The 7,936-nt window shown below is 72.5% G+C and carries 8 protein-coding genes; 3 read left to right on the top strand and 5 right to left on the bottom strand.

Going from position 1 to position 7,936, the window contains the following annotated elements:
• Positions 1–112: 112 nt before the first annotated feature.
• The gene (locus tag ABZ883_RS42860) at positions 113–1,204 is read right to left on the bottom strand and encodes a DUF58 domain-containing protein (protein ID WP_360917701.1); all 1,092 of its coding nucleotides are present in this window, start codon (positions 1,202–1,204) and stop codon (positions 113–115) included.
• Positions 1,205–1,264: 60 nt separating this feature from the next.
• Here ABZ883_RS42860 and ABZ883_RS42865 point away from each other — a divergent pair, with 60 nt between their 5' ends.
• Positions 1,265–1,420, top strand: coding sequence for a hypothetical protein (locus tag ABZ883_RS42865; protein WP_360917704.1), 156 nt, complete (start codon positions 1,265–1,267; stop codon positions 1,418–1,420).
• Between the two features lie 19 nt (positions 1,421–1,439).
• On the opposite strand, the gene ABZ883_RS42870 is transcribed toward ABZ883_RS42865, so the two are convergent.
• From ABZ883_RS42870 to ABZ883_RS42885, 4 genes are read right to left on the bottom strand one after another with little or no spacing between them, the layout of a single operon-like run.
• On the bottom strand, positions 1,440–2,408 hold the full coding sequence (locus ABZ883_RS42870) for a MoxR family ATPase (protein WP_360917707.1): 969 nt from the start codon (positions 2,406–2,408) through the stop codon (positions 1,440–1,442).
• Positions 2,405–3,628, bottom strand: coding sequence for a DUF4350 domain-containing protein (locus tag ABZ883_RS42875; protein WP_360917710.1), 1,224 nt, complete (start codon positions 3,626–3,628; stop codon positions 2,405–2,407). The genes ABZ883_RS42870 and ABZ883_RS42875 overlap by 4 nt, the downstream gene beginning before the upstream one ends.
• Positions 3,625–4,281, bottom strand: coding sequence for a DUF4129 domain-containing protein (locus ABZ883_RS42880; protein ID WP_360917713.1), 657 nt, complete (start codon positions 4,279–4,281; stop codon positions 3,625–3,627). Before ABZ883_RS42880 ends, ABZ883_RS42875 begins: the two co-directional genes overlap by 4 nt.
• 5 nt (positions 4,282–4,286) lie before the next feature.
• The gene (locus ABZ883_RS42885; protein ID WP_360917716.1) at positions 4,287–5,531 is read right to left on the bottom strand and encodes a glycerophosphoryl diester phosphodiesterase membrane domain-containing protein; all 1,245 of its coding nucleotides are present in this window, start codon (positions 5,529–5,531) and stop codon (positions 4,287–4,289) included.
• Between the two features lie 143 nt (positions 5,532–5,674).
• Between ABZ883_RS42885 and mtnA the strand changes: the two genes are divergently transcribed.
• Complete coding sequence (mtnA, locus tag ABZ883_RS42890; RefSeq protein ID WP_360917719.1) at positions 5,675–6,823, top strand: S-methyl-5-thioribose-1-phosphate isomerase; 1,149 nt, start codon at positions 5,675–5,677, stop codon at positions 6,821–6,823.
• 211 nt (positions 6,824–7,034) lie between these two features.
• Complete coding sequence (locus tag ABZ883_RS42895) at positions 7,035–7,799, top strand: SDR family oxidoreductase (RefSeq protein ID WP_360917722.1); 765 nt, start codon at positions 7,035–7,037, stop codon at positions 7,797–7,799.
• Positions 7,800–7,936: the final 137 nt, after the last annotated feature.

Raw genomic sequence — 7,936 nt, forward strand, 5'->3', positions numbered from 1 at the left:
TGCAGGGGGGACCCTGTGGGAGAGTAGGACGCCGCCGAACAATTCTTCAGCCTCAACCCCCGAGCTCACGCTCGGGGGTTGAGGCTTTTTTGCGTTGTGGCGGCAACCGCCTTTACAGGCGGCCGGCGGCCTTGAGCGCGAGGTAGGCGTCCGCCAGAGCAGGAGCGATGTCGGCCGGCGGGGCGTCGACGACGGTGATGGCGTGGCGGGAGAGGCGCTCGGCGACCCGGCGGCGTTCTCCGCGGGCCTGTTCTGCCGCGGCGGCCGCGTAGATCGCGTCGATGTTGCCGCGGCCCGTGGCCATGTCCTCGATGCGGGGGTCGGCGACGGAGGCGACGAGGACCTCGTGGCGGTGCGTGAGCTGGGGGAGGACCGGAAGGAGGCCCTCTTCCATGGGAGCGGCGTCCAAGCCCGTGAGGAGCACCACCAGGGAGCGGTGGGAGGCCCGTTGGAGGACCGTCGCGACCAGCCCTTTTGCATCTGTTTCGACGAGTTCGGCCTCCAGCGGGGCCATGGCGCCGACGAAGGCGGGAAGCATGTCCCGGGCGGCGCGGCCTTGTACCGCGGCCCGTACCCGGCGGTCGTAGGCGAGGAGGTCCACGCGATCCCCTGCGCGGCCGGCGAGCACCGTGAGGAGCAGAGCCGCGTCCATGGCGGCGTCCAGGCGTGGAGCGTCGCCCACGCGCCCTGCGGCGGTGCGTCCGGTGTCCAGGACGACGAGGATGTGCCGGTCACGCTCGGGGCGCCAGGTCCGGACGGCGACGGCCGAGCGGCGGGCGGTGGCCCGCCAGTCGATGGACCGCGTGTCGTCGCCGGGGATGTACTCGCGCAGCGAGTCGAACTCGGTTCCCTGTCCGCGGATGAGGACGGAGGTACGGCCGTCGAGTTCCCGCAGACGCGCGAGGCGGGACGGGAGGTGCTTGCGGCTGTGGAAGGGCGGCAGCACGCGAACTGTCCAGGGCACCCGGTGCGACCCCTGGCGGGCGGCCAGGCCGAGGGGGCCGAAGGAGCGGACGGTGACGCGTTCCGCGTGGCGGTCACCGCGGCGCGTGGGCTGGAGGACGGTGCTGAGGCGGCGACGCTCGCCTGCCGGGACGGTCAGCCTGTGGCGTGAGGACGTGACCTCGGTGCCGGGGCGCCAGCTGCTGGGCGGCCAGGCGTCGCGCAGGGCGGCACGCAGGGCCCGTCGACCCGGGTTCGTCACCGTGAGCATGATCTCCGCGCTCTCGCCGAGTCGAACTGATGTATCACCGGTTCGGGTGAAATGGAGCTTTCGCACTGGCGCGGCGAGCGCGAGGTCGCACAGAATTCCGAGAAGAAGGACGCCTTCGACGATCAGGATGCCGTGCCAGCCAGGGAGGAGCAGCCCGACGACGAGGGCGCCGAGCGCGGCGAGGAGGGCGGTTCGTCCGGTCAGTGACATCGGTAGGCCCGTCGTCTCAGCGGGGCACGGGGACGTGGGCGAGGACCGAGGTGATGACCGAGTCGGCGGTCGTGCCCTCCATCTCGGCCTCGGGTCGCAACTGGATCCGGTGCCGGAGTGTGGGCAGAGTCAGGGCCTTCACGTCGTCGGGCGTGACGTAGTCGCGACCGGTCAGCCAGGCCCAGGCCCTTGCGGTGGCGAGGAGGGCGGTGGCCCCGCGGGGGGAGACGCCGAGAGCGAGTGAGGGGGAATTACGGGTGGCACGGCAGATATCGACGATGTAGGCGGTGATGTCGGGGGAGACCGACGTCTTGGCGACCGCAGCGCGCGCGGCGTCGAGGTCGGCGGGACCCGCGACGGGGCGGATGCCGGCGGAGTCCAGGTCCCGAGGGTTGAAGCCGTCGGCGTGCCGGGTGAGGACGTCGATCTCGGTCTCGCGGGAGGGCAGGGGCAGCACCAGCTTGAGCAGGAAGCGGTCCAGCTGGGCTTCCGGGAGGGGATAAGTGCCCTCGTACTCGACCGGGTTCTGCGTTGCCGCGACCAGGAACGGTTCCGGCAGCGGGCGGGGGACACCGTCCACGGTGACCTGGCGTTCCTCCATCGCCTCCAGAAGCGAGGCCTGGGTCTTGGGCGGCGTGCGGTTGATCTCGTCGGCGAGAAGGAGGTTGGTGAAGACGGGTCCGGCCTGGAAGGAGAACTCGGCGGTCCGCGCGTCGTAGATGAGGGAACCGGTGATGTCGCCGGGCATCAGGTCGGGCGTGAACTGGACGCGCTTGGTCTCCAGTCGGAGCGACGCTGCCAGCGTCCGCACCAGCAGTGTCTTGGCGACACCGGGCACGCCTTCGAGCAGGACGTGCCCGCGGCAGAGAAGGGCCACCACCAGGCCGGTGACTGCCGGGTCCTGGCCGACGACGGCCTTGGCGATTTCGGTGCGCAGGGCCTCCAGGGAGGCGCGGGCACTGTCGGCGGTGGGAGCGGCGCTCACGGGGTTGCTTTCCTCTCGTTGCGCAGGATGCGGCGTTCGAGTGCGTCGAGGTCGTCGGCGAGGCGCAGCAGGGCGGCGTCGTCGGCCGGGGGAGGGCCGTGCAGCGTGACATGTGGTTGTGCGGCGGGATCGTCAAGGCGGGCGGCGACCGCGGAGGCGAGGACGCCCGGCTCGTGGGCCTGGGACGGAGGGATACCGAGAAGGGGGGCCAGCCGGTCCCGCGTCGCGGTCCGCAGTGCCTCGGCGGCGCGGGCGCGGGCGTTGCCCCGGCGGTAGAGGCGCGCCCGTCCCTCGGTGGCCTCCGCGGCGCGCACGGTCGCGGGCAGCCGTTCGGCGACGATCGGGCCGAGTCGGCGGGCGCGCCAGAGCGCAGCGAGTGCGGCGGCGATGAGGAGCTGGAGGAAAGCCCAGCTCCAGCCGTCGGGGATGAGGTCGAGGAAGCTCTGCCGGCCGCCGTCGAACGCGGCCGCGTCATCGAGAGAGGGGAGGTACCAGACGAGGTGCGGGTGTGCGCCGAGGAGCTGGAGAGCGAGGGAGGCGTTTCCCTGGTCGCCGAGGTTCTCGTTCTGCAGGAGAGTGTGGGTCCCCAGGACCACGATGTCGCCGCCGTCCGCCGCCAGGAGGCGCAGCAGGGTGGGGTTGCCGGCAGCGGTTCGGTAGCACCGGTCGGCCCCTTCGGCGGCGGTCGTGTAGGCGGTGCCGCCGAGATCGGCGTCGCCCGCGCGGACCGCGGCGGGCAGGTCGCATCCGGCCCGCCGGGTCTGCACGGAGGTCGGTCCCGCGTAGTGGACCCCGGAGGCCAGGACGCCGACGGACGCGTCGCTCGGGTCCACCAGGACGGTCCGGCCACCGCCGGATCGCGCCATGGCCTGGTGCAGACGCGACTGTTGACGAGTCGTCAGGAGGTCGGGGACGGTGACGAGGAGGGTGGTGTCGGGGCCGAAGGAGGAAGCGGCGGCGTCGGTGGTGGTGACGACCGTGGTCGTCACGCCGCGGTGGTCGAGGAGTTGTGCCAGGGCCCGGCTTCCCGCCGGGTCGGGAGAACGGGGGTCCAGGGCATGGTGGTTCTCACCGGACAGCAGGGCGGCATAGGCGACGCCGAAGAGTACGAGGAGGAGTCCCGCCGCCAGTACGGCACGCCATCGGCTCCAGAGCTGATGTGCCGTGGGGGATGCGGAGGTCGAGGCAGCGGCCGGTGTCGCAGCTTGAGCAGTGGTCACGGGCGGGCGCCCCCGGTCGCTCCTGCTGCGGCTTCGGCGAAGCGGGGTTTGGCGCGCTCCACTTGGGTGTCCAGGTGGCGCAGGGCCGCGTAGGCCTCGGGACTGCCGGGACGGTTGCCGTAGGTGACGTCGTCGAAGGTGCGGGCGGCGTCGCGGAGCGCCGCGGCGTGGTCGGGGAGGTGGCGGCCGGCGTCGACCACGGCCTCGTCGGCGGTGCGGCCGGGACGTGGGTCGATCACGGCGCGTTCCTCCAGGGCGCGCACGATCGCCCGCATGCGTTCCTGGACGGCCACTGTCCAGGCGCCGTTGCGGGCGTGCTCCTCGGCCGCGGTCCGGTGTTCCGCGGCGGTGCGTGGCGTCTCGGCGAACAGGCCGCTGTCCGCGGTGGGCTGGGCCCGCAGCTTGCCGAGCCGCAGGCGGAGGACGACGACCAGGACGACGACGAGCACGATCACCGTCACCAGGCCGACAGCGCCTCCGGGGGCGACCCCGGAAGCGCTGTCCATCAGGTCGGCGAAATTCCGCCACAGCCAACTAAGGGCGCGCTGGAGGAGGCCGGGGTCGTTCTGGTGGTAGACGGCCTTGGACAGTTCGTCCTCGGCCGCCTCGCGCGCCGGGACGCGCGGGATCGTGACCGGTACGCCCCCCGACACCGGCGTCAGGCCCCGGTGGCCGGACTCGCGCCGGGCGCGCCCGTCGGCTCCCCGTATTCGCCGACGCCGGCGGCGCGGGCGAGATCGATGTCCAGGGCCTCGCGGCGGATGCGCTGGTCCATGTAGAGCAGGGCGGTCACGCCCGCGCTGATCGGGAAGGTGATGGTGGACCCGATGACGGCGCCGATGCCGACGACGATCAGGTAGGACCAGCCGAGTCCGCCGGAGTTGGGCGAGGTGAAGGCGGACAGGCCGTCGCCGCTGACCGCCAGGCCCACGATCAGGAAGGGAATCTGGATGATCGAGGTGATGAGGTAGACGAGCAGCGAGGAGAGCAACTGGATACCCAGCACGCGCCACCACGAGCCGCGCACCAACTTGGACGACCGCGCCATCGACTTGACCACGCCCTGCTTCTCCAGCATCAGCGCGGGAGAGGCGAGGCTGAACCGGATCATCAGCCACACGACGACGACGAACGCCGCCAGACCGCCGAACAACGCGAGGCTGAGCCCGGCACCGACGGAGCCGCCGGCGGCCACTGCCACCCCGGGGCCGATGCCGACGGCCACGATGCCCACCCCTATGAGGGCGATCAGGAGGGTCAGACCGAGCAGCCGCGCCAGCTGGGGCCGGGCGTCGGACCAGGCCTCGCCCGTGGTGACCTGCCGGCCCAGCACGGCCCTGCTGATCACCATGGTGAGCATCGCGGTGGCGATCACCACGCCGAGCAGCGTGATGACCAGGGTGACCCCGGCGCCCGCGAGGCTGCCGCCGACGGCGTCCGCGACATCGCTGAGGCTGGGTTCGGGGTTGTCCTCCAGGGCGTTGATGCTGCTGTTGTCGCTGAGGGCCAGACCCTGCAGGAGCACCGACGCGCCCTGGGTGACCAGGGAGACCACCAGGGCGATGCCCAGGACGGTCCGCCAGTGCGCGCGCATGGTGGAGACCGCCCCGTCCAGGATCTCGCCCACACCCAGCGGCCGCAGCGGGATGACGCCGGGCTTGGGGGAGGGCGGAAGACCCCACTGGGGCTGCTGCCGGCCGCGCTGTCCGGCGCCGCCCCACGTCGGCGGCGGGGGCGGGCTGCCCCATCCTCCGCTCCCGGTCGCCTGCCACTGGCCGGCCGGAGGCTGCTGCTGGGTCCAGTTCGGGGGCGCAGAATCCTGCGGCGTGTCGGGCCCGTTCGGGTGGCCCGACTCGTCGGAGGGGGAGGATCCGGGCGAGGCCCAGCCCGGAGAGTCGTTCATCATCGCTCCTTCGTTACTGCGCTACCCGATCGTTCAACGCCGGGACGGTGGCAATCGTGCCATGGGGTAAGTGGGCTTGTACCCGGGGATGCGGTACGCCGCAACCGTTCAAAACGTGCTGCCGTTCACGGCAGACTGGGCAGATGGGTGATCAGTACGTGGTATCTCTGGCCAACGAAACCAAGGGGAACCCCGACGAACCGCTTCCGACGCTCCGCTGGGAGGAGCCGCCGGAAGGGCCCGTCCTCGTCCTGCTCGACCAGACCCGCCTCCCCGCGGAGGAAGTGGAACTGGTCTGCACCGATGTGCCCGCACTCGTCGAGGCGATCCGCACCCTCGCCGTGCGCGGGGCGCCGGTGCTCGGTGTCGCGGGCGCCTACGGTGTGGCGCTCGCCGCCGTGCGCGGTTACGACGTCGACGAGGCCGCCGAATCCCTCGCGCACGCCCGGCCCACCGCCGTCAACCTGGCCTACGGCGTCAAGCGCGCCGTGGCCGCCTACCGCGCCGCACTGACCGGGGACGCCCAGGGCGACCCCGGGCGCGCCGCTGCCGCCGCCCTCGCCGAGGCCCGCAGTCTCCACGCCGAGGACGCCGCGGCCGGCACCGCCATGGGCAGCAACGGCCTCCAGCTGCTCTCCGAGCTCCTGCCCGGCGGCGGCTACCAAATCCTGACGCACTGCAACACCGGTGCGCTCGTCTCCGGCGGCGAGGGCACCGCCTTCGCCGTCGCCCTCGCCGCCCACCGCCGCGGCCAGCTGCGCCGGCTGTGGGTCGACGAGACCCGGCCCCTGCTCCAGGGGGCCCGGCTCACCGCCTACGAGGCGGCCCGCACCGGCATGGCGTACACGCTGCTCACCGACAACGCCGCCGGTTCGCTCTTCGCCGCCGGCGAGGTGCACGCCGTCCTCGTCGGCGCCGACCGCATCGCCGCCGACGGTTCCGTCGCCAACAAGGTCGGCAGCTACCCGCTGGCCGTCCTCGCCCGCTACCACAATGTGCCCTTCGTCGTGGTGGCCCCCACCACCACCATCGACCTGGACACCCCGGACGGGGCCGCCGTGGAGATCGAGCAGCGCCCCGGTCACGAGGTCACCGATGTGGCGGGCCGCGCCGTGGCTCCGCTCGGCACGCAGGCGTACAACCCCGCGTTCGACATCACGCCGCCGAGCCTGATCACGGCGATCGTGACGGAGACGGGTGTGATCTCGCCGGTCACTGCGGATGCGCTGGCGGCATTGTGCGCTCCCCGTGTCCCGGGTTCGCGATCCGGCACCGGGGTGATCCCGGGCTGAGGCACCGCGACGGCCCCCGGCCCGCGCATGGACGCGGGGCCGGGGGCCGTCCCATGCCGGCCGTGGCGGGCTCGTCGCGCTTCCTGGTACTGGCAGTCCGCGGAAGACGGATGCACTGGCTGCTCCGGCTTCCGCCGCCTCCACTGGAGGTGCGTGAGGTCGCAGGCCACCGGAGCGATCTCCACCGTCGAGCACCCACGAAGGAGTCGCTGTGAGCACCGACCAGAAGATCGCCCTCATCACCGGGGCCAACCGCGGCCTGGGCCGCGCCGGCGCCCTGCGGCTGGCCGCGAGCGGCGTGGACGTCGTGATCACGTACCGGAACAACCGGGCCGAGGCGGAGGACGTCGTGGCAGCCGTGGAGGCTCTGGGCCGGACCGCGGTCGCCCTGCGCCTGGACACCGGCGCCGCGAGCTCCTTCGACGGCTTCGCCGCGCGACTGGCCGGCGAGCTGAAGTCCCGCTGGGACAGGACGACCTTCGACTACCTGGTCAACAACGCCGGTCACGACCTGACGGCGTCCTTCGCGGAGACCACCGAGAAGGACTTCGACGACCTGGTCTCCGTCCACCTCAAGGGCGCCTTTTTCCTCACCCGGTCCCTGCTGCCGCAGCTTGCCGACGGCGGCGCGGTCGTCAACGTCTCCACCGGCCTGACGCGCATCATCGCCCCCGGTCACGCCGCCTACGGCGCCGTCAAGGGCGCGGTCGAGGTCCTCACCCGCTACCAGGCCAAGGAGCTCGGCGCCCGCGGCATCCGCGTCAACACCATCGCCCCCGGCGCGACGGCGACCGACTTCGGCGGCGGTGGCATGATCCACAACGAGCAGGTGCGGGCCCGGATCGGCGCACAGGTCGCCCTCGGCCGCATGGGCCAGCCCGACGACATCGGCGCGGCGCTCGCCGCGCTGCTCTCGGACGCGAACCGGTGGGTCACCGCCCAGCGCATCGAGATCTCCGGCGGCCAGAGCCTGTGACCCGGCCGGGTCGTAGGGCCTTGTTCTCCGGCGAAGTGACCGCATCGCCTTCCACCTCGCCAACGACAACCTCACGGCGATGAACTGGGCCATCGACCCCAGCGGACTGCGCACCCTGCTGACCGACCTGGCGGCCT

This window comes from Streptomyces sp. NPDC046977 (genome assembly GCF_040644455.1).
Lineage (GTDB): Bacteria > Actinomycetota > Actinomycetes > Streptomycetales > Streptomycetaceae > Actinacidiphila.

Coding starts and splice junctions, on each gene's coding strand:
- ABZ883_RS42865 (WP_360917704.1), top strand. CDS start 1,265: ATGGAGCTTTCGCACTGGCGCGGCGAGCGCGAGGTCGCACAGAATTCC.
- ABZ883_RS42885 (WP_360917716.1), bottom strand. CDS start 5,531: ATGAACGACTCTCCGGGCTGGGCCTCGCCCGGATCCTCCCCCTCCGAC.
- mtnA (WP_360917719.1), top strand. CDS start 5,675: ATGGGTGATCAGTACGTGGTATCTCTGGCCAACGAAACCAAGGGGAAC.